Consider the following 22,221-nt stretch of genomic DNA (forward strand, 5'->3'; position numbering starts at 1 on the left):
ACAATGAAAATAAGAAAATATATAGCTGTTTGTTGTTTACTTGCGTTGCCTGTCTGCTTGTTGAGATCGCAATCGGTTACAATAAATAACAGTGCAAGCTCAGTGCTGCTAATAGATCCGTTGAAAAATACAAGTGGTATAACCGGAACAGCAGATGATGTAGTGATTTTATCGAATGGAAATGTAGGTATAGGTACTCATACGCCAACCACGAGACTCGATATCAGAGGAACCTTACGTATTGCCGATGGCACTCAAAGCGAAGGTGCATTTTTGGTATCGGATGAGAATGGAATAGGTACATGGTATGATTCTAACTTTATAGGTCGGAGAGTAGTCTGGGGAACAATTGTGCCGACAAAAAATCTGACAACAGCTTATCAGGATATAACCTCTGTACCATTAGATTTAACAGGAGGTCTGTGGATGATTGTTGCCAAAGCCGATGTCGTAGGTACGGTTTCGAGCACAACATTATCTACAGCCGAATATGTATGGCTCAAAATCGTACAGGAAACAACCGATGCTGGTGGCGCAAAAACATATACTGATGTGAGCGAAGGAGGACTGCCTTATTCTATTCGAAAAGGTGTATATCAGAAATATTACAGCACGCCTATGGTACAAGGTTTTATATCTATTCCCGTAGAGGGACTTGCTCAAAAACAACGGAAGTATTTTGTTCAGATTAAAAGTCCGTCCTCTACTTACCTGAGCCCGCAACTAACGTCCGATCTTACAGGTGCATATTTTTATGCGATTAAACTCCAATAAAGGGTTATTTACCTGAAGTTGATAATAATTGAAACGCATATATTAATTATACATATTATAAAATATAGACATAGCCTTATGTTAAAATATCGAATTTCGTATCTAAGCATTATTATATCACTTATAATAACATTGCCATCTTATTCTCAGATAGGTATAAATACAGAGAATCCCAAATATCTGCTTCATGTCGATGGAGCAAAAAATAATCCGACCTCGGGTGTTGTATCCGCTTCACAATTATTGGATGATGTAATTGTGGATAATAACGGAAATGTAGGTTTGGGAGCTATCCCGATGAGTTCCGTAAAGCTCGAAGTCAATGGTGCGCTTTTTCTTGCAGGTACTAGTTTAGAACCGGAGATGAGGCTGATATCCAATGCCAATGGCTATGCAACATGGAAATCAATTGATAATTTGCTGAAACCGATAGAGGCAGTAGCAAAAGGATTGCTTTATGGCGATCCGACCGGGTTGGCAGATCCGAATGCTGCCGATCCGGCAAGAAGCTATACTTGGTCTGCAAGCCAGATTAATACTTGGACTAATCTGACACGCACATCAATAAAGGTTACTCCCGGAACATGGCTTGTTTATGCTTCTATGGGATTAACGGGTACTCCGAGTGCAATCGGTAATAACTTTTTTTGGATGCAATTGAGGAATAAAACTACCGGAGCTATTCTCGAAACTGTTGGTAATTTACATGAGTTTACCGGAGGAGGATGGGCGAAACCTCAGTTTATGAAGCTGATCGTGTTTTCTCAAAATGCAGAACTCGAAATATGGGCAGGTAATGAAGCAGCCGGTACCGTGAATAACAGATATGGAGGAAGTCATTTTGGTGCAATTAAAATATTGTGATTTACGATAGAACTGAATTGTTGATCTATTGCTTTAAGGGACAAATTATTTTTGTCCCTTAGATTAAATAATTGAAATTTGTGATAATTTGAAATTATTCATTACCTTCGTCTCTGTAAAATAACTCTTTACACTGAAAATGACAGTAAAATTAACAACCGTATATTCTGATAATAATCTAAAATTTAACTATTTAGGTTTGGATATGTGTGTCGAAATATTAGAGAGAGAGAGAGAGAGAGAGAGAGAGAGAGAGAGAGAGAGACTAATCCCTCCTCGTATTTAAGATATTACTTTTTATTAGAATTTTCAGGTGGACTTATCTGCCTTTTTTTATTATTGTGTTTAAAATACGCTATACTTTATTCCTTAAAATATTTCCCCAATAAATATATCAATAGTTGTTTAGGTAAACGGTTTCGTGCAGTCGTTTTGTTTTGTTGTTGTCGTTCAAAATCGGCACGAAACATCCGCTTACCCATGTCACAACTATGTCCGGCAGCAGCATGTAGTGATTACATACTGCTGCTTTTTCTAGTCAACAGTTTTATATTCAGCAACAAACACATATAAATAATTACGACAATGAAGAAAGTTTTTTTATTCATCTTTTGTTTATTATCCATCGGGCTAAGCGTAGCTCAAGTGGGTATAAACACCAAAGTACCTCTTTCGGGAAGCGTGCTGCATATCGATGGGGCAGGAGATAATACCTCGGCTTCTTCGGTGACAGTGGCTCAGGCATCAAATGATGTGATGATTGATGCAAAAGGCAACGTAGGCGTTGGTACAGTAGCCCCGTCTGCCAAATTGCATATTGTCACTACCGTAGCAACTCCCGCTATGCGCATTGCAGACGGCACCCAGGGATTAAATAAAATCTTGCGTACTGATGCCAATGGTAATGCTTCGTGGGTAACAGCTCCGACTACCGATGGAGCTATTTATAACATCACAGGTTCAACTACTACTTCTTACCCAAACGGCACATACAGCTTGTTAAAGGCAATTCCTATAAACAATACAGGGAATTTTCTGGTGACTATCAGATGGTGGGGAGTGTCCAGTTCAATGAATGCAGCTAAACAAACATCGGCTGTCTTTCATGTATTGCAAAGTTCTTCATCGGGAAATACGTGGAGTGCCGACAGTCCCAATGTGCAAGATCAGGTCGAATATTATGTGATGCCTCCCGGCGACACGGGGCGATTTTGTTTCAGTACATCACTCTTTGCCCGGGTTGTTGCCGGAACTTATCTCAAAGTATACATCCGAGTTGCTATCGGTGGCCCTTGGGTCATAGGTACGGCTTCTGCCGGGAGTGGAACATTGAATCCAAGTATTGTTATTTATAGAGTTTAAAGATTATGAAAAAATACATTCTTCTTTTTACAGCTTTGCTAACGGGGGCTGTTACTTCGGCACAAATCGGTATCAATACCGAAACGCCTCAAAAACTGTTCCATGTGGATGCCGCTCGAAATACATCGGGTGCAAACAATATTTCGGACGATATGATAATTGATGCTTCCGGTAATATGGGGTTGGGAACGCTTTCGCCTACCGCCAAACTGCATATTACAGGCGATGGTATAACTCCTGCTTTACGTATTGTAGACGGAACACAAGCTAATACGCGTATTTTACGTTCCGATGCTTCGGGTAATGCAACCTGGGCCGATCAACCTGCATCGGGTGGATTTATTTACAATGTTTTGGGAAGGATCAATTATCCCCGAGGTCGTGTATCATTGGTGAGAGCTATGCAGGTTGCCGATGCCGGCAATTATCTGGTAGTTGTGCGTTGGTGGGGTACAACTACAATCGCAGGGACTACTAATAGCGAAACCAGTGCTTATTTTTTTCTGGATCAGGGAACCGACGGATCAGCTAGCAGAGGTACAAATAAAGATGCCATTGAATACTATGTGCGTACCATAGCAAATAGTCCGTTTTGTTTTACAACCAGCCTTTATGCTACAGTTCCTGCCGGTAGTTGGCTCAAACTTTTTATACAGCCGTCTATCGGAGGTGATTCGTTTAACTGGACGGTTGGCACTGCTTCGACAACCAATTCGAACTGGAACCCTAGTATTATACTGTTTAAAATTTAAGTTATGAGAAAGTGTATTTTCTTTTTTATTATCATATCATCTTTTACCACTTTATTTGCTCAGGTAGGTGTTAATATTGCAAGTCCGACAGGAGTTTTACATATCGATCCCGGTAAAAATAGTCCCACAACGGTAACCGATGATGTGGTTATAAGTACTGCCGGTAATATCGGTTTAGGTACGCTCGCACCCGCAGCTAAAGTACATATAGCTGCACCTGTCGGCAATGTGGCTTTCAGAATGACGGATGGTTCGCAGACTGCCGACCGTATATTGATGTCGGATGCCAATGGCAATGCCTCATGGGGAGTTATAAAAGGGAGTGGAGGGTATGCGTTTAGAGTAACGGCTGCAAAAACATTCCCTAATGCATCGGGGGCACTTATGCCTCTGGAAGGTAGCAGTACACAAATAAATATAGTCAGTGCAGGAAACTATCTGATAACTATACGTTGGTGGGGAGCTACTTCGGCAATAGGTGGATCAGGGGCTGTAAGTGCTTACTTTTATCTCCGTAAGAATGGAACTAATGTTGATGCGATAGAATATTATGTTCCTGCAACGGCTAATACTCCTTTTACCTTCACTACGGTATTGATGGCTGCCAACTGTTTGCCCGGTAATTATTTACAGGTGTATGTTACCCCTTCGGTGGGTGGGCAAGCGTGGACTATTAATGGTAGTGGAATGATTAATCCTTCGATAGCAGTATTCAGAATGTAAAAAGAAATGTTATTTAACAATATTTTAAGTAGAAGCAATAAAAGGTCAGATTTTGTTAAAAGAATATGGCCTTTTGGTGTGTTTTAAATCTTAAAAAAGAGTTTATCGTTTGTTTTAATAATCTTTTTGTCTACATTTGCCCTCACGGAATAACTCTTTATCCTAAAAAATGACAACAGAATTAACTAATATTTCGGCTATTTTTAATCTGAATTTTAACAATTTGGATTTGCTTTATTGCTTTGAAATATTAGAGAGAGAGAGAGAGAGAGAGAGAGAGAGCATCTAATCCCTTTCCGCACATAAAATATTCTTTATTCCTGAAGTTTACAGGCAGAAAATTCTGTCTTTATTGTTTGTTGCATCTTATATGCTCATTTGTTTTGAAAAATTTCTCCCAAAAATATACTAATAGTTGCCTGGGTAAACAGTTTCGTGTAAACGGTTTATCTTGTTGTTGTCGTTCAAAATCGGCACGAAGCATTTGTTTACCTCTGTCACAACTATGTCCGACAGTAGTATGTAGCGATTACATGCTGCTGTTTTTCTCCGTCAGTATACGCAGGCTTACTCAAATAGCCTTTTTTATGAAGTATATCTTCCACATCCAATTGCAACATAAAATTTATAAAGACTTGCACAACAGATTTTTATTGAAAGAAACACTAATAACATGTATATAATAGATGAAAAAAAGAATCGTATTGAGAAGTAAGCTATTATGGATATTTAGTATATCGTCACTCTTGGCACAGGCACAGGTGGGGATAAATATTAAAACGCCCAATACCGGAACCTGGTTGCATGTAGATGCCAAAGGGAATACTTCGGGCTCCTTAAACACATCCGATGATGTCGTAATCACGAAGGATGGCAATATCGGTATAGGTACGCTGTCGCCCAAGGCGAGGCTCGATATTGTAACTACTGCAACTACTCCTTTTATGAGAATCGTGGATGGTAAGCAGGGGGCAAATAAAGTTCTTAGATCCGATAATGCAGGTAATGCTTCGTGGGTCAATATGCCTACAACGATGGGAGCCAACTATAATGTAACCGGATCACTGATCAGTTATGCAAATAATGCCTACACATTGGTTAAAGCAATTCCGGTATCGGGTGCCGGTTATTATCAGATTGGAGTTCGTTGGTGGGGAGTGAGTACTGCCTCTAATGGAAATAAATCGACGGCAGCTATATTTTATTTGGCCACATCAACTAATACGGCTAATAACTGGACGGCAGATCAGGCTAATGTCAAAGATCAAGCCGAAAAATATGTATATCTCGATAATGGTGAAACATTTTGTTTTGCCTTGCCTCTTTCTGCAAAAATTACTACAGAAACGTATCTGAAGCTTTATATCAGAGTAACAGTCGGGGGGCCTTGGCGTATCGGTACTGCAAGTACTACAAATGCCACCTGGAATCCGAGTATAGTTGTTTACCGTATATAATAGAAAACGAATGAAAAAATATGTATTCATAGCTGCAATCGTCTGTTTCGGTTGTCAGTTACAAGCACAAATAGGTATCAATACCGAATCGCCTCAGGGTGTTCTTCATGTTGATGCAAAAGGCAATACATCATCGTCAACCAATGTTTCGGATGATGTAATGGTTAATAAAAGTGGAAATATGGGGGTTGGTACAATTTCGCCTGCAACCAAGTTGCACATCGAAACTGCCGGTACGGGATTTCCGGCTATGCACTTATCCGATGGAACCGAAGGGCTTAACAAAGTTTTAGGCAGTAAAGATGCTAATGGAAATATGACTTGGCTTGCACCTCCCTATTCTTGGGCAAGAGCATTCTATCTAACGGGATCGAGATCTTTCCCGAATGGATCGGAATCTTTCTTATTCTCGACCCAAATACCCAAGGCCGGAACATACGTGGTGGTTCTTCGCTGGTGGGGAAGGGCAAATGTTTCCTATCCCATAATCAGCGCTTATCTGTATACACGTGAAGGAACAACCGGTACAGCCTCTTCTTCTGATATTGGTCGCGATGCTGTTGAGTATTATGTGAAATATCCGACTAATAATGGAGTGTTTTCGTTTACCACTATTTTTCGTGTTACAATATCTAAAGATAATAACTGGTTGAAGATGTACATTACGCCATCAACGCCTATAAGTCAAAGATATAATTGGATAATTGGAGGTAGTGGAACAGATCGTAACTATAACCCAAGTGTTTTGGTTTTTAAAATTTAAGTAGGATGAAACAATTTACAATAATACAACTATTTATATTATTATTTAGTTTTGGTTTGAATGCACAAGTCGGGATTAATATAGCCCAGCCAACAGGAGTTTTTTATATTGACCCGGGAATCAATAGCCCGTCGGTTACAGCAGACGATGTGGTTGTGGATGTCAACGGTAATCTGGGATTGGGTACAATATCTCCAACAGCTAAAATACATTTGAATGTTCCCACAGGAAGTACAGCCCTGCGTATTGTAGATGGTAATCAGGGCGAAGATCGCGTTTTGCTTTCGGATGTTGCCGGTTATGCCTCATGGGGAACTATGCCCGGTAGTGGTGGACAGCAGATTCAAATGATGACGGCAGCTACCTATAATGCAGGCGTTATAACTAAATTGCCCCTATCATCTAATACGCGATATAATTTGACTGCCGATGGAAATTATCTCGTATTTATTCGATTTTGGGCAAGGTCAACAGCTATTGGTGGTACAGGTTCCGTAAACGGATTTTTGTTTCTTTATAAAAATGGTGTTGAGGTAGATTCTCTGGAGCATTATGAACCGGTTTATAATACGTCTACCTATTTTACATTTAATACAGTTTTGCTGGCAGCTAATTGTAAAAAAGGAGATTATCTGGAGATAGGGCTTAGACCTCAGGTTGGAAACTGGACAACCGCGACAACTGCACATACCAGATGTACAATTGCATTTTTTATGATGTAATTATTTCACACAACTCATCTTTGAGTCTATTATAGCAAATGAGGGGCTGATAAGCCCTTCATTTATTTATCGAATGCTAAGATATTATCACTTCCCGATTCTTACTTCTTTCTGTAATTTATTTGTCTGTTAAAATATATTCTATATATTTGCCCCTGTAAAATAACTCTTTGCACTAATAATGACAATAAAATTAACAACCACATATCCTGATAGTGATCTAAATTTTAACTATTTAGGTTTGTCTATGTGCGTTGAAATATTAGAGAGAGAGAGAGAGAGAGAGAGAGAGAGAGAGAGAGTTAACTAGCAACCGTGCTGGTAATAAAAATATTTTAGGCGGATTATTCCGTCTTTTTTTGTTTCTGTGTGTTGTTGACACAGGATCTTTTCTGCAAAAATATTTCCCCAATAAATATATTACTGGTTGTGTCGGTAAACACTTTCGTGTCACCGATTTGTTTTTTTGTTGTCGTTCAAAATCAACACGAAACATTTGTTTACCTCTGTCACAACTATGTCCGGCAGTAGTGTGTAGCGATTACATGCTGCTGCTCTTTTTATTCAGTCAGCTAAAACAACTAACTATATTACAAATAACATAACAATGAAAAAAAAGTTTTTAATACTGCTTGGGATTTTTTGTGTAGGCTCGATTTATGCACAAGTAGGGGTGAATACCAAATCGCCTTTGGGAATTTTCCATATAGATGCATCGGGCAATAACTCGGCTATTCCTACGGCAGCCCAGTTAGCTGATGATATTATTGTAAAATCGGATGGAATGGGCGAAGTAGGTATAGGCATTGGAGCTATACCCGCAAAAGGAGCTTCTGTCGATTTAATATCTTCGAATAAAGGGCTTCAACTAAATGTTGTAGCATTAACCGGAACGGACGATTTGCTAACTGTACCCTCTCCGGTACGTGGGATGATAGTATATAATACCACCAACAATAGCCAATTATATCCCGGTATCTGTGTATTTAATGGTCAGACCAATAAGTGGGATCAGATGGCTTTTACCAAAGAGACCTTCGATGTGAAAATAGCCATTTCGTTACACGATGTTACCACTATCGGAGCAACGTCAGCAGTTATATCAGCTGGAGGATACGATGGGGTCTCTATTCCATTTGCACCCTTGGGTTCTACTACAGCAGGTATAAAGATAACTGAGGACGGAACTTATGCTTTTGCTTTAAATTTGATGGGGATGGTCAATACAACAGAAACAAGTGAAGTTCACATGTATTTGTTTATGATGCGCAAATCGGATATGGTTATCATGGATGCTGCTGCATTGGGTACGTTAGCGATGAATAATCCGCCGCAATACAAGCAGTCGGCTACCGCTATTTTATCTTCGATATTGAAAGCCGGTGATGAGTTAGACTTTTTGATTTGTCATAATATAGACACTCCTTATCCCTGGACGCTGTTTGGTGGAGCAGCTACTACTTTCGGCAGATACAATAAAACATCTTTAAGTTACTGGAAATTATGAAATATGCATATATTATAAGTGTCCTTTTTCTGATGAGTACGATATCTGTAGCTCAGATAGCCATCAATACCGATAAATTGGTGTCGGGAACTATTTTTCAGGTCGATCCATTAAATAACAGTACAAACAGCGGAACAGGGCTTGCCGATGACATGATTGTAACTCTCGATAATCAGACATCGACCTTTGGCTTGGGGTTAGGCAAGAAAGTATTACCAAATGCACAGCTCAATTTAGGATCGAACAAAAAAGCTTTGAAAATGAATGAGGTAAAGCTCCAATCATTGACCGATATTGTAACTGTGCCTAATCCCCGAGCCGGAATGGTGGTTTATAACACGACTGCCATAGCTTCGGAAGAGGTTGAAATAGGCTGGTGTTATTTCGATGGAGTAAAGTGGAACAGGATAATGGAATCAGAGAGAGAACCTACTTTGAAAAATGAATTCTCGATACCCTATCTGCCGGCGACAGATGTTATTATACCCGGCGTAAGTTATGCCGATGCTACTGCCGGTATCTATTCGGCGGCTATAAAGATGCCTTTTATGAACAGCGAAACAACCCAGATAAAAGCAAAAACTGATGGAACTTATGTGTTTGCCTTGCGTTTTTATTTCTATTCAACTGTTTCAGATCCGGCCGTGCCTGCTACTTATGATTCTCAAGCTTTATTGTATGTTTTTATGGTTTCTAAAACACAAAATAAAGTATTGGAAAAAGCTCTTTTGACGTTTCCTTTTATGCAAAAAGCTCGGAGGTATTATTCGTATCGCTTAGTAATGGGTACGCCTCTGAATAAGGATGAGGAGGTGGAGTTTTATATTGGTCGTGGGCAAGCACCCGACTTTGAAGATTGTCCTTTGAATATACGAGTATTGGATACAGGCGATGTGTCGGTAAAATCGGCAGCCAGAACAAGTCTGGTATTTTGGAAACTATAACGAAAAGAATGTATAACAATGAATAAAATATTTATAATATTAACGTTTTGGGGATGTTCTGTTTATGCATCATCACAAGTAGGCATCAATACCTTATTTCCGATAGGGAATTTTATAATAGATACTAACGGTGATAATATATCGGCTACGCCAACACCCGCACAATTAAAAAACGATGTAGTGTTCAGCAAATCTACCGATAATGAAGCCATATTAGGGGTAGGGGCTATGCCCTACAATAGTGCCCAATTGTATTTGAATTCGAACAATAAAGCATTAGGACTAAATAAAGTAACTCTTGCTAGTAGCTTTGATGTAGTAACAGTACCCAATCCTACCGATGGAATAGTTGTATATAACAAAGATGCAGCAATAGATGATGGAGTTTATTTCTTTTCCGATACTCAATGGGGCAAAATGGCTACTAATATATATGCAGGATCATTCATCAATCTGTTGAATTTATCATCGCCCGATGTTGTAACAAAGCCTATTACCCCCGCACAATTATCAGCAGAGTTGTATTCTTCTGGGGTAGAGCTGAAATTTGTAACCAAAGAAAATGGATCCATCGAGATTTTAGAAGACGGAGCATATTCCTTTAATATGCATTTGTCGGGATATGTATCAACAGGAAGTTCGGAGTTTGCTTACTATTATGTGTTTTTGGTCAACGATACCAATCATTCTGTTGTCGATTCCTATACTGTAGCTTTGCGTCCTAATAGCAATGCAGAGCAAACTGCATCCGTATTTTTAAATGCCAACTTTAAGAAAAACGATGTCGTGAAGATTTACGTTTGTCACGAAAGTGCAACTAATAGGGTTTGGTCTCTTAAAAGTTCTGCACCCGGAAGTAATAATTTGGTGCGTAGCTATATGGTTTTCTGGAAATTATAAGAAAGAAAAGTGTAATTTCGATAAAGCAGCATGTTTTATATCTTAGACAAAAAATATGTATTGTTGCAGGCTTCTTTTGCAAACTATTGGCTGTGCGAACTGATTAGCTAGGGGTATTAGTAATATTTTTTCAATAAAATTATTAACAAAACTTGCGAAGAATATATTTTTGATTACCTTTGCATCGCATTTAAGCAAAAGGGCAGTTACCAGAGTGGCCAAATGGGTCTGACTGTAACTCAGATAGCGTAAGCTTACGGTGGTTCGAATCCATCACTGCCCACTTTTGATGATGCAATTGCGGAAGTAGCTCAGTTGATAGAGCATCAGCCTTCCAAGCTGAGGGTCGAGGGTTTGAGCCCCTTCTTCCGCTCCAAGGAGCAAAAAGCGATTACGTTAAGTAGTCGCTTTTTTTATATATAAGATTGAGGTTATCTTTCATTTCGATTGTATCTTTGTCCGCCAAAGTATACAGATCAATCCTTGTTAGGTAGTTGAATGTATCTAATAATACATTTACGATTGTAGGGATGAGCTTATGTCTCTTCATCAGATATATGACAGAATCGTTGGTCTGTGCCCCTGTATCAAAGCCATAAAAAGGTCAGAGACCATAAATTATATTTAAAATTATTCTTAATGCAAATTAGAATAAAAAGTTTTACTATTAAACTGAATATGTGTATGAAAATTATTTCGTTTCTCGGTTCATTCGTGTTGTTATTTGTTTTTGGTTTTAATCTGCAAGCACAAACATCGAAAGTAGATCTGTCTGAATTTAGACTCAGCTACGATGAAATGTATAAAATAGCTAACCCTAATTTGCTGAAACACCGCATTTTTTATCAAGAACCCTCTCAGGGACCCGATGCTGTATGGTTTGATGCTGTAAAGAGAGGAAACTTGGAGGATATCAAAAAAATGGTAGCGGCAGGTCAGAACATCGAAGCAAAAGATACTGCCTCATTAGGGCAAACAGCCTTAGGATGGGCAGCCTTTATCGGTTATATGGATATTGTGGAATATTTAGTGGAACAAGGTGCAGATATCAGAGCAACAGACAAGGCCGATGTTTATAATACATTAAAATCGGCAGTATTGGGTAATAATGTAGAGGTTGTAAAATACCTTTATAATTTGCTGAAAGACGAATCGGACTGGGATGCGGTGGAGTCGGATGGAGAAACTCTATTTATGGTAGCGGCAGTAGATGGTCGGTTGGAAACGGTTAAATTTATATTGCAATTTAATCCCGATTTAAATGTCATAGCTCCTAAATTTAATGTAAGCCCATTAAGTGGAGCTTGCGATAGAGGTTTTGATGATGTAGCCCAATTGTTGATTGAAAAGGGAGCTATTAATCATAAAACAGGTAAATCGAGCTGTGAGTAATTATATAATATAAGCAACTTGGTTTGTAATGATCTATTTTCCGAGGATAGCCATATTGGGTCTGCCCTATAACAAAGTAATAAAAAAGGTCAGAGACCTCAAAATAGATAACAAAATATCCTAATGAAAGGAAATGGTATTCAGAATCTTACCGAAGGTAAGATATTCTCAACTCTTATACGATTGGCTTTACCCCTTATGGGGACAAGTTTCCTGCAAATGGCATATACCCTGATGGCTATGTCGTGGGTAGGGAGATTGGGGGCAGATGGAGCTTCCCATGTTGCCACAAAATCCGAAGCTGCCATCGGTGCTATCGGTATGCTGTTGTGGCTTACAGCATCGGTTGCTTATCTGGCGATGATAGGAGCTGAGGTGGCAGTGGGGCAATCTATCGGTGCAAAAAAGATGAAACAGGCAAAAATATACGCCTCTCATACATCTACCGTAGCATTGTATCTCGGTATAATCTGGTCGCTCATTTTGTTTGTGTTTGCCGAACAGATTTTATCATTCTTCAAACTGCCTGCTGATATAACTGAGGAAGCTGTGCTTTATTTACGGATAATGACCATTTGTTTACCGTTTCAGTTTCAGTCTTATAACCTGTCGGGAGTATATAATGGGGCGGGGCGTAGTTTTATCCCTTTTCGTAACAATGCCTGCGGATTGGTGCTGAATATGATTCTCGATCCTATACTTATGTTCGGTTTCGATATGGGATTGCATGGTGCAGCCGTGGGGAGTGTTATCTCGCAAATATTTGTATTCGGACTGTTTTTCTATCAGATCAAATCGGCTAACCGTATTTTGGGGAATTTTAGGTTTATCATAAAACCCCGTATGGTCTTTTTGAAGCGTGTTTTTTATCTCGGAACACCAGTTTCGTTGATGAATTCGTTATATGCCATCATTAACATGAATCTGGCACGGGTAGCAGCTATATATGGAGGACATTTGGGGTTGATGACTCAAACTACAGGTGGTCAAATTGAGGCTGTTACATGGAATACTTCGCAAGGTTTTTCTACGGCTTTAAGCGCTTTTATGGCTCAGAATTATGCAGCCAATAAAATAGAACGTGGTAAAAAAGCCTATTTCTACACCCTTCGTATAATGGTGTCGGTAGGTATTGTGGTGAGTGTTGCCTTTATCTTTTTCGGAGGCTCTATTTTCGGACTGATAGTTCCCCATCAGGATGCTATAGATGCCGGCTCGCAATACCTGATGGTAATGGGGCTTGTGCAGATTTTTATGATGCTTGAGCTTACTACACAGGGGATGTTTAATGGTATCGGCCGAACTGTAGAACCTGCCATCATAAGCGTTGTTTTCAATGCGTTGCGTATTCCTCTGGCTTATTATCTGGCATCCGAAATGGGAATTGTAGGTGTTTGGTGGGCAATTGCCATATCGAGTATCTGTAAAGGAATTATATTGCCATTATGGTTTTCGTTTCTTTATAAAAAGGTAAAGAAATAATATCGAGCCCATTTTTATTTGTTAAATAGATTATTATTTATCCGTTTTGTATAAAATAACGAACCTATCAACAGGAAGCTGATAGGTTGTCTTTTTGTTGTCGTTTAACTTTTCGGGTAATAAGGCTTACCTATGGCATAACTATGTCCGTGATGCGGTGCAAATAAATGCAATAAAAATATTTTTTGTGATTGTGCAAAAGTATTACATTATTATGTGTTTTGCAACATAAAATAAAAAAAAGAGAAAAATGTTAGTTTTTTAATGGCTTTGTAGGTTTGCTTATATGGATTGAAATGTTAAGAGAAAGAAAGAGAGAAGTGCATATGTTTATATAATTACATTCTTTAAAAAAAAAAATAATTCTCAGAAATTCTTTTTTGAGATCCATTTCTATGTCCATATACGGAGTTAACCTCAACTGCATTATACTTTTTTCTGTCGTTTGGGGAGATAAAAGTTATTATTATTTGATATTTAATGTTAAGTTAGGTTCTTATTATCCTGAAAAATACGTACTTTTGTCCTACCAAAAAAATATTTTTGTATATATAAAGCATTTTGAATACTTAAAACGACGATTAATCTTCACTGCTTTATATAACGTTTTTTCCTTGTTTTTATTGAACTATTGTTCTAATAAAGTTAGAATTATGAAAATTATTGTATGGAGATTTCTGTCTTCGACTTTTGGGTACTTTAATAAATTTGACATTTCGAGTTGGGTAAATATAAAACACTTTTTTGTTCTGTTCCATGCAGATAAGATATGTAGTGACGATCTGGTACCCAGTGAGGCGAATACTGCAACAAGCTTGCTTGAAAGCTCTTTAGATAGTGCAACCTCTGACTATTATAACCTTAATAATGACCTATATATGAGAAAACCTGCGATTGATATATCCCTTAATGAAAAATCTTCCAATAACTTATTATCCCGGATAATTCTATCCATATATCATCAATATCGGAAATACATTGTCTTCACTTATTCTTGTCGATACGAATCTTCTTTTTGTTGTCGTTTTGCCCCGTATTAGCTAAGACTAAGCTGCATTGTATGGTGTAGCAAAAAGTCGTGATTATTTCTTGCTACACTCCGTTATTTATAAAATATTTTTTGAAACAAAAACGATAATAATAGATGTGTTGCCGCGAATTTTTTTGAATTGTTTTTTCAGACAATCAAACAAAAGGATGGTAACAGATTTAACTAACATATACATAACAATGAAACAGTATTATATATTGGTTTTGACTTTATTTACTTCAATACCTTTTTATGCTCAGATAGGAATTAATACTGAATTCCCGAAAGCAACATTAGATGTTAAAGCGAGTCTCGTAACAAGCCATATAGCCGGAATGCAGGCTCCACGACTCACTCTGGCGGAGCTATCATCGAAAGGTAACTCGTTGTATGGAGCATCTCAAGTGGGTGTTATTATTTATATAACCAGTATCTCAGGTGGTGATAATAGCGGACAAAGAGCAAATATTACTGTGCCGGGTTATTACTATTTTGACGGAGCATCATGGCAAAAACTCGGAGCTTTTGACTCATCCGATATATCATCCGAAATAGTAGGAGATATCAAATACTCATTTAGCACAGGCGATCATGACGGATGGTATTTGCTGGATGGAAGAGCTGTTTCGGGACTATCGCCATCTGCGAAAATATCAGCAACTGAACTCGGATTTACAACTAACTTACCTGATACCCGAGACCGTGTTTTGCAAGGTAAAGCTGATTCCGAAGTGTTAGGAAATAAGGGTGGATCCAATACCTTGTCAATCGTTAAGGAAAACCTGCCTAATATATCTCTGCCCGGGACAATAAGTGGTACTTCGGGTAGTGGTGGAACTGCCCATACACATACCTTCAGTGGTGCTTCGGCCATCGGTGGAGTTGCCCATACACATGCTTTTACTGGAACTTCTGCTAATGGAGGTGCTGCCCATACACACACCTTTAGTGGTACTTCTGCTAATGGAGGAGCTGCCCATACGCATACCTTTAGTGGGACTTCTGCCAGTGCAGGTGCTCATACCCATACTTTTAATAACCCACCGAGACAAAATTCTTTGCATAGAGGAAACCCCAGTGCTTCAGCTATTAGCGTAGATTCTGATCAAACGAGATCAACTAGCTCTTCGGGCGCTCATACGCATACTTTTAGTGGGACTTCAGGTAGTAATGCTCATACTCATACTTTCAGTGGGGCTTCGACGAGCGAAAGCCATACGCATACTTTTAGTACTGGTTCAGCCAACACAACTCATGCACACACCTTTAGTGGGACTTCGTTAACAGGTGGAGCACATACTCATACTGTTACCGGAGCGGCAACAGTTCCAACAGGTGGATCTGGTACTGCTTTAGATAACAGATCTCCTTTTTTGACAGTAAATACTTTTGTTTATCTTGGATTGTAAAGAAAAAGGCAGGAAACAGCAGTATTAAATGTATAGAAGAATAAAAACGAAAGAGACTTATTGATAATGAAACAAATAAAAAGAAATTTCTTTAATATATTGCTTTTAGGCTGTATATTATTTACATATAACACCACTGTTTCGGGACAGGTTGGTATTAATACTTCAACCCCAAAATCAACTCTGGATATTACATCTCCGGGTTCGGCTACAACCGATGTCGCAGGGGTGCAGGGATCTCGCCTCGATCTGGCAGAACTTACAGCTAAAGGAAACACGCTGTATGGTGCCGACCAAACGGGAGCAATTATTTATATAACGAATGTTTCGGGAGGTAATAATACAGGACAGAGGTTAAACATTACTGCTCCGGGTTATTACTATTTCGATGGAGCATTATGGCAAAAATTAAATACTCCACAGCCTGTTGTTCGAGATGGCGATATAATGCAATCGTTTAAAGCATCTGATTATGACGGATGGTATTTGCTGGATGGAAGAGCTTTGTCGAGTTTGCCTGACAAAGCAAAAGCAGCAGCCGTAAGCCTCGGGTTTACTACTAATCTCCCGGATGCCAGAGACCGTGTTCTTAAAACAAAGGATACATCTGAGGGACTAGCCAGTATCGGTGGTACAAACTCGATGTCGATTACCAGAGCAAACCTTCCTGATATATCTTTATCTGGAAGTATAACAGGAACTCTGGCTTCGGCGGGAGCCCATACGCATACGGCAAGTTCTACCCTCGATGCCGGAGGAGCACATAACCATACAGTCAATGGTAATCTTGCTGCCGGAGGAGAGCATAGCCATATTACCAGCGGTAATCTTGCTGCCGGAGGTGCACATACCCATGCTTTCAGTGGAACACTTGCATCAGCAGGAACACATTTACACGATTTGTCTCCGGTAATATATGTAATGCCTGGTACTGCTAAGGATGTAGATAGAGGTTATGGTGCAGGTACGTTGTGGAGTTATATCGCTACCTCTACTTATACTACTAGCAGCTCGGGTAATCATAATCATACGATAAGTTCGACTCTTGCAGCCGGAGGAAGACATACGCATCCTGTTAGTGGAACTTTAGCTTCGGCCGATGGTCATACGCATGCTGTAACCGGAGCACTTGCTGCAGATGGAGCTCATGCACATGAGGTTACAGCTTCTTTAGCTTCTACCGGAGCCCATACGCATACGGCAAGCGGTAGTGTTACACTCCCGTTGGGTGGTGCTCAGGCAGCTATGGATAACAGATCTGCTTATTTGGTGGTGAATACTTTTATTTATCTCGGATTATAAACCGATAAAGTATATAAGGCGGTATATTATTTTGATAAGCAGTTAAATACTTCCTTTTATTTATTAAAGAAATAGTGTAAAATCATGAAACAAAGAAAACGAGTTCTTCTTACTCTAAAAATATTTTTAAGCCTGTTGATTCTGAATAATACCTCTGTTTGGGGACAGGCCGGTATCAATACATCGACACCTCATTCAACTTTGGATGTAACGGCAATAAAAAATGCAAGCCATATTGCCGGAATTATAGCTCCCCGTCTTACTTTAACTCAACTGGCCGATAAAGGCAATACGTTATATAAGGCCGATCAAAAAGGTACTATTATTTATATCACAGATATATCGGGTAATGGCAATACGGGACAGAGAGCCAATATTAAATCGGTTGGTTATTATTATTTTGATGGTGCGGAATGGATTGGCTTTGGCGTCTTTACCGCAGCACAGGCATCGGGCAGTATTAAAGAATCATTCAAAACTACAGACCATAACGGCTGGTATCTGTTGGATGGTAGAGCGGTTTCTAGCCTTCCTGCCAATATCCGTGCTATAGCTGTAAGCTTGGGGTTTTCATCAAATTTACCAAATGCAAAAGATAAGGTGTTGAAATCAAAAGCAGGCTCGGAGGTGTTAGGAAGTACCGGAGGTTCTAATACGCTGACTATTACTAAGGATAATTTACCCAATGTTTCCTTAGCAGGTACGTTTACAGGTACAGCTGCCAGCGGAGGAGCACATACACACAGCCTTAGTGCTACATCATCGAGTACAGCTCATACCCACTCGCTTAGTGCGACGTCGAGTAATACAGCACATACACACGGATTGAGTTTGACCTCTACCGATTCGTACCATACTCATAGCTTTACTGCTACTACGACTACCAATGGTGCTCACACTCACACTTATGTAATGCCTACCAGGGTCAATGGGTCATTTGCTGGTACATTCAATTCTCTTTATAACATGAAAGCTGAACAAACAGGCAGAGCGACCACCTCAGCCGGAGCACATACCCATACCTTTAGCGGAACTTCAGCCAGTGGTGGAGCAGCTCATAATCACACCGTAACAGGTACGGCAGCCAGTGGCGGTACGGCTCATAATCATACCGTAACCGGTACTGTTGCCAGTGATGGTGCAGAGCATACGCATACTTTCAGTGGTACTTCCGATAGCGGGGGAGCGGCACACACCCATACTATTAGTGGTACAGCATTAGTAGATACAGGAGGAACCAGTACTGCTTTGGACAACAGAGCAGCTTATATGGCAGTAAATACCTTTATCTATTTAGGGCAATAATATACAATGACTTTATATTGAACCTGCATATTCCAATATTCAAAAGAGCAGATAAATTCAGATTTGTCTGGTTTTTGGAATATTGAAATGAATCATTAGCTAGTTTCAATTTTGGAAAAAGAGCTTGATTCATGGTGAAAATGGATTCGAAATACATAATAATAAAATTTTTGTTGAAAATTTTAACAGGCTCTAATATTATTTCTATCTTTGCCCTTGTAAAATAACCCTTTACTCTAATAATGGTAGCGAAATTAACAGATTTTTATGTGTGCAATGATCTAAATTTTAACTATTTAGGTTTGGCTATGTGCGCTGAAATATTAGAGAGAGAGAGAGAGAGAGAGAGAGAGAGAGAGAGAGAGAGAGAGAGAGAGAGAGTTAACTAACAAGCGTCGTATTAGTAATAAAAATATTTCAGGCGGAATTTTCCGTCTTTTCTTTTTATTGTGTATAGTTGACTCATGGTCTTCCCTTCAACAAAATTTCCCCTATAAATATATTGATAGTTGTTTCGGTAAACGATTTCGTGTAATCGGTTTGTTTTTTGTTGTCGTTCAAAATCGGCACGAATCATCCGTTTACCTATGGCACAACTATGTCCGGCAGCGGTGTGTAGTGATTACATGCTGCTGCTTTTTATTATGCAACTCACTAACCGGAATATAAATTAAAACAATAAGCGAAAAATGAAAAAAAAACTGTTATTAGCTATTCTAGCCTTGTCGTTTGTCTTCCATGCAGAAGCTCAAGTCGGAATAAACACCATCAGCCCACATCAATCGGCAGCTATGGATATCGAAAGTACCAGTAAAGGACTGTTGATTCCGCGAATGACCACGTCCCAGAAAACGGCAATAATCAATCCGGCTTCGGGATTGCTTATATACGACACCACGCTTAGGTGTATTTCCCAGAATGCTGGTACTGCCGCATCACCGGCTTGGGTATGCTTATCTCAAAAAGATGCCCAGAATGGCTTCTTCTATATGCCTACAATTGCTATAGATGCCTCTACTGTAGTAACAGGTAAAACCATTGACCTGTATGACGAATATAAAAAACAGTTCACTGCTCCGGTAAAAAATCCTTCGGCTCCGGCAAATATTCCCTACTTTACGAATCGAACCGACCTCTATTATTACATCACTAATTACGATACATCTGTACTCGGCAATATATCAATCAATAATCAGGGAGTAATGACTTATGATGTGAAAGCCGAATCTGATTACGATTCTTTTATGACTGTAGTATTTGTTCTTAAGTAAACCTTATCTGCAAAAATGAAAAAAATAATTTATATACTTTTAATTGTATTCTTTTCTCAACCGGCTGCCTACGGGCAAAAAGAAACAAGCTGGTGGCACTTCGGATATAAAAGTGGTCTTAATTTCAATTCTCTCAGCAATGCGACTGCAGCAGACGGAACTGTTGTAGCCGATATGCCTGAGGCAATAGTTGGACCATTAGATACCAGGGAAGGGTGCTTTACAGTATCTACTTATGATGGTAAATTGCTGTTTTCATCCGATGGTAGTACTGTTTATGATAAAAACGGTAATGTAATGACAAACGGTACGGGATTGTTTGGGGACTTTTCGGCAACACAATCGGGTATTGCTATACCTAAGCCCGGAAGTCTTACCGAATATTATGTTATAACTGTACCTGCGATGGGTGGTACAGCTGGCTCCGATGGTTTGCGTTATTCGATTGTTGATATATCGAAAACAAATAATGGTAGCTTTGGTGCTGTAACTTCTAAGAATATTATTATCAAAGCCGGGTATGTATATGAAAATATATCAGCAGTACCTAATGCTAATGGTAAAGATTATTGGCTGATACACCGCAGTGATAAAACGTTTTATATTTATGCTGTCACTTCGACGGGAATAAATACAACTCCTCATTTTACTCTTGCAAGTGCTAATATATTCTTGGGAGGACCTCAGGGGGAAGTTATCATTTCCTCCGATTATAAAAAGATAGTTTCGGTGAACTGGGGCGGAAAACAGGTTATATCAGCAGATTTTAATCCCGCAACCGGAGTGATTTCTGATATAAGGACGCTGGAATGCCCTTATCAGACTTATGGAGGAACATTTTCTCCTAATGGAAAATACATTTATATCGGAACCGGATTTGAAAATGGCGGAAGGCTGTATTCAAATACATGGGATAATTTAAGGAGTGGGGCTACATTGATTTATTTAGCCAGTGGATTTGCGAATATAAGAGCTGCTATGGATAAAAGACTTTATGGAATTCAGTGTAGTATTGTTACTTCAGCCGAAATACCGACAAAAAATCTGGCAGTAGTAATGAACCCCGATGACGGAGGCAGTATTATTAAATATTTCCCTGATTATCTGAAGAATACAGCGGCTTTAGGTTTGCCTACGTTTGCTACAGGTTTTATCCGCATAATTCCCAAAGAGCAACCGTTTGCATGTGCTGCAAACAGGCGTACATATAGTGTTGAGGTCGATTTGTCGGGAGGAAATATTCCGAGTCGCTTAGAATGGAACTTTGGAGATGGTACTCCGGTCATTAATCAAGCTGTGTCTTCTACTCAAAGTAAATATTCGAAGGTACATTCGTATAATGATGCAGGTATGTACACTATAACCATAACTCCCTATAAAGGTGATGGAACAGCTTTACCTCCGATTACGATGTTGGCCAATATTGTTTATTGTTCTTTAAAAAGTAATAATATGACCCGATCAGACTTACATAACTCTAAGCAGATGATGCAATAAAATGCACATTTTAAGTACACACAATGAATTAATACTATTGAAATGAATAAAATTTTATCAATAATAGCATTCAGCCTGATGCTATACATACCTTCTGTATCGTCTCAGATAGCAGTGAATACCGACACACCCGATACTTCGGCGGCATTGGATATTACAGCCCATAACAATTACCGGGGCTTGCTGATTCCTCGAATGACTACCGCCCAAAAATTAGCAATTGCAAATCCTGCACCGGGACTATTGGTATATGATATCGATTATAATTGCATATCGCAATACAAAGATACCCCGTCTAATCCGGGAGTATTCGGTTGGACTTGCCAGACACTTTTCAACCGGCATTTCTTTTATATGCCATCTGTAAATATACCCACCTCAGATGGGTCGGGTAATCTCCTCGCAGGAATCCGGTCGGTTGACTTGTATAATATATATAAAACCAGATTTGATGCACCTGCAATTAAAAGTACGGGAGCTCCGGTGTCCATCCCTTATTTCAATAAAGAGCAATTATATTTTTATATAACCTATTGTGATCCATGTATTACAGTTACAGGAATCAGCGATGTAGGAGTTTTAAGTTACACGGTAAATTCACTACCCGATTATGATGCTTTTATGAATATTGTATTTTTGGTGCGATAAATCAGGCTACTGTAAGTATAATAAAGTGTATATATCCGTTTAGAGTATATCTAATTTCATTTATTATATAAGACAAAAAACACAGGCTGCCAAGCAGTAACCTGTGTTTTTATTTAA

General features: G+C 39.2%; 19 protein-coding genes and 2 tRNA genes. All 21 read left to right on the plus strand.

Annotation, left to right across the window (positions count from 1 at the left end; genetic code table 11):
• The first annotated feature begins 3 nt into the window (after positions 1-3).
• The gene (locus G7050_RS12575; protein ID WP_166115889.1) at positions 4-774 is read left to right on the plus strand and encodes a hypothetical protein; all 771 of its coding nucleotides are present in this window, start codon (positions 4-6) and stop codon (positions 772-774) included.
• A 78-nt stretch (positions 775-852) separates the two neighbouring features.
• Entirely contained in the window at positions 853-1,638 is a 786-nt protein-coding gene (locus G7050_RS12580) for a hypothetical protein (protein WP_166115891.1), read from the plus strand.
• A gap of 585 nt (positions 1,639-2,223) precedes the next feature.
• The gene (locus G7050_RS12585; protein WP_166115893.1) at positions 2,224-3,000 is read left to right on the plus strand and encodes a hypothetical protein; all 777 of its coding nucleotides are present in this window, start codon (positions 2,224-2,226) and stop codon (positions 2,998-3,000) included.
• Positions 3,001-3,005: 5 nt separating this feature from the next.
• Complete coding sequence (locus G7050_RS12590; protein WP_166115895.1) at positions 3,006-3,752, plus strand: hypothetical protein; 747 nt, start codon at positions 3,006-3,008, stop codon at positions 3,750-3,752.
• A gap of 3 nt (positions 3,753-3,755) precedes the next feature.
• Positions 3,756-4,475: a hypothetical protein gene (locus G7050_RS12595; RefSeq protein WP_166115897.1), complete on the plus strand. Its 720-nt coding sequence runs from the start codon at positions 3,756-3,758 to the stop codon at positions 4,473-4,475.
• Between the two features lie 686 nt (positions 4,476-5,161).
• Positions 5,162-5,932, plus strand: a complete 771-nt coding sequence (locus G7050_RS12600) for a hypothetical protein (protein ID WP_166115899.1) — start codon at positions 5,162-5,164, stop codon at positions 5,930-5,932.
• A gap of 10 nt (positions 5,933-5,942) precedes the next feature.
• Positions 5,943-6,695, plus strand: a complete 753-nt coding sequence (locus G7050_RS12605) for a hypothetical protein (RefSeq protein WP_166115901.1) — start codon at positions 5,943-5,945, stop codon at positions 6,693-6,695.
• 5 nt (positions 6,696-6,700) lie between these two features.
• On the plus strand, positions 6,701-7,417 hold the full coding sequence (locus tag G7050_RS12610) for a hypothetical protein (RefSeq protein ID WP_166115903.1): 717 nt from the start codon (positions 6,701-6,703) through the stop codon (positions 7,415-7,417).
• Positions 7,418-8,024: 607 nt separating this feature from the next.
• Entirely contained in the window at positions 8,025-8,924 is a 900-nt protein-coding gene (locus G7050_RS12615) for a hypothetical protein (RefSeq protein ID WP_166115905.1), read from the plus strand.
• Positions 8,925-8,956: 32 nt separating this feature from the next.
• Positions 8,957-9,868 (plus strand): hypothetical protein, encoded by a 912-nt coding sequence (locus G7050_RS12620; protein ID WP_166115907.1) that lies wholly within the window; start codon positions 8,957-8,959, stop codon positions 9,866-9,868.
• Between the two features lie 18 nt (positions 9,869-9,886).
• The gene (locus tag G7050_RS12625; RefSeq protein ID WP_166115909.1) at positions 9,887-10,768 is read left to right on the plus strand and encodes a hypothetical protein; all 882 of its coding nucleotides are present in this window, start codon (positions 9,887-9,889) and stop codon (positions 10,766-10,768) included.
• 200 nt (positions 10,769-10,968) lie between these two features.
• Positions 10,969-11,051, plus strand: a tRNA-Tyr gene (locus tag G7050_RS12630).
• Positions 11,052-11,068: 17 nt separating this feature from the next.
• Positions 11,069-11,144: transfer RNA gene (locus G7050_RS12635), tRNA-Gly, on the plus strand.
• Between the two features lie 308 nt (positions 11,145-11,452).
• Positions 11,453-12,160, plus strand: coding sequence for an ankyrin repeat domain-containing protein (locus tag G7050_RS12640; protein WP_166115911.1), 708 nt, complete (start codon positions 11,453-11,455; stop codon positions 12,158-12,160).
• A 123-nt stretch (positions 12,161-12,283) separates the two neighbouring features.
• Entirely contained in the window at positions 12,284-13,642 is a 1,359-nt protein-coding gene (locus G7050_RS12645) for an MATE family efflux transporter (RefSeq protein ID WP_166115913.1), read from the plus strand.
• 1,230 nt (positions 13,643-14,872) lie between these two features.
• Entirely contained in the window at positions 14,873-16,081 is a 1,209-nt protein-coding gene (locus G7050_RS12650) for a hypothetical protein (RefSeq protein WP_166115915.1), read from the plus strand.
• Between the two features lie 66 nt (positions 16,082-16,147).
• A complete protein-coding gene (locus G7050_RS12655; RefSeq protein ID WP_166115917.1) occupies positions 16,148-17,383 on the plus strand; it encodes a hypothetical protein in 1,236 nt (411 codons plus the stop codon).
• Between the two features lie 84 nt (positions 17,384-17,467).
• A complete protein-coding gene (locus G7050_RS12660; RefSeq protein ID WP_166115919.1) occupies positions 17,468-18,688 on the plus strand; it encodes a hypothetical protein in 1,221 nt (406 codons plus the stop codon).
• A gap of 689 nt (positions 18,689-19,377) precedes the next feature.
• Positions 19,378-19,959: a hypothetical protein gene (locus G7050_RS12665; RefSeq protein ID WP_166115921.1), complete on the plus strand. Its 582-nt coding sequence runs from the start codon at positions 19,378-19,380 to the stop codon at positions 19,957-19,959.
• Between the two features lie 15 nt (positions 19,960-19,974).
• On the plus strand, positions 19,975-21,456 hold the full coding sequence (locus G7050_RS12670; protein WP_166115923.1) for a hypothetical protein: 1,482 nt from the start codon (positions 19,975-19,977) through the stop codon (positions 21,454-21,456).
• 42 nt (positions 21,457-21,498) lie between these two features.
• The gene (locus G7050_RS12675; RefSeq protein WP_166115925.1) at positions 21,499-22,104 is read left to right on the plus strand and encodes a hypothetical protein; all 606 of its coding nucleotides are present in this window, start codon (positions 21,499-21,501) and stop codon (positions 22,102-22,104) included.
• Positions 22,105-22,221: the final 117 nt, after the last annotated feature.

Source organism: Dysgonomonas sp. HDW5A, from assembly GCF_011299555.1.
Classification (GTDB): Bacteria; Bacteroidota; Bacteroidia; order Bacteroidales; family Dysgonomonadaceae; genus Dysgonomonas_A.